This is a genomic window from Rhizobium aureum (assembly GCF_030182495.1).
In the GTDB taxonomy this organism is placed as follows: domain Bacteria; phylum Pseudomonadota; class Alphaproteobacteria; order Rhizobiales; family Rhizobiaceae; genus Rhizobium; species Rhizobium tropici_C.
On the sequence record NZ_JAQJCI010000047.1, the window covers coordinates 1 to 1,334 of the forward strand.

Sequence of the window (1,334 nt, forward strand, 5' to 3'; positions counted from 1 at the left end):
AAGAGGATTTTACGGTGTTCTGATCAGTTTGCGTCAACGTATACGGTCTCATGGGAAGTCCCCATGGCCAAGATGGACATCCGCGCGTTCAGAGCCCAATAAGACCGTCGGCACCTAGTGCCATTTTTTTAAACGGGCTTTCCGAAGCCGGTAAACTGTCAGGCCATCTTCACGATCCTTCCTGCAAACCTCGTTGAGCTACATGTGCGATAGCATAGCCGTCTCGACTATGCCGCAGCCGCCAGGTAGCCACGTTCAAATGATGTCTTTTTCCGCAAAACCGCCCACGCGATGCGGGCCAATTTGTTGGCCAGGGCCACAACGATGGCATTGCGATGCACACCTCGTTCGATCATCTCCGTCAACCATCGTCCTATCGGCGTGTCGCTCTTCGAAAGCGATGGCAATGCTGCCCGAGCACCATGGATTAGTAGCGTCCGTAGATACGTGTTGCCGCGCTTCGATATCCCAAGAAGGCGAGGTTTACCGCCGGTGCTGTATTGTCTCGGCACCAATCCAAGCCAGGAGCCGAGATCTCGCGCTTTAGCAAAGCTGCTAGCATCGCCTACCGCGGCGATTAGGGCTGTGGCGTTGAGAACGCCTATACCTGGGATCAAGGTTAAACGATGCGCGGCAGCGTCATTCCGAGCCAACTGAACGAACTCGCGATTCAGTGCTCCAATTTTTTTGTCGAGCTCCTTCCATTCTGCACGTAGGCCGCCGATGAGATCTTGCATGCGCGGCGACAGTGTCTCATTGCGCTCGGAAAGCATTTGATCAAGCTCATGCTCAAACTTCAGCCTGCCGGCAGGGAAAATTAGCCCACGCTCAAGTAGGATCGCCCGCATCTGGTTGAGAAGGTTTGTTCTTTCCGCGACAAGGCGTGAACGTACCCGATGTAACGTCTGAATATCTAATTGCTCCTGGCTCTTGAGATCAACGAAGCGCATTGTCGGCCGTGAGGCGGCTTCAGCGATCCCCTCGGCATCGCGGTCATCGTTCTTCTGAGCCTTGATATACGGACGAACGTATTCCGGCGACATCAAACGGATCTCGTGACCCTGTTCCGCAAACCGCCGACCGAGATGATGCGCGCCGCAGCATGCTTCCATCGCAACCACACAAGCAGGAAGCTTCACAACATAGTCGATCAGCGTCTGTCGACGCATTGTTCGACGAACGACCACAGCTCCCGCCGCATCGACGCCGACCACGCTGCAGGAGTTCTTGCCCAAATCAATTCCAAGAATAGCAATAGACATTGGTTGGTCCTTTCCCTTTCCCGATATCAGCATTGTACTCGATGCTGGGTGAAAGGGCGGGCCATCCCATAA

General features: G+C 54.5%; 1 protein-coding gene. It reads right to left on the reverse strand.

Annotated elements, in window-relative coordinates; translation table 11 throughout:
- Positions 1-227 precede the first annotated feature (227 nt).
- Positions 228-1,262 (reverse strand): IS110 family RNA-guided transposase, encoded by a 1,035-nt coding sequence (locus PH552_RS33635; protein ID WP_113251145.1) that lies wholly within the window; start codon positions 1,260-1,262, stop codon positions 228-230.
- Positions 1,263-1,334: the final 72 nt, after the last annotated feature.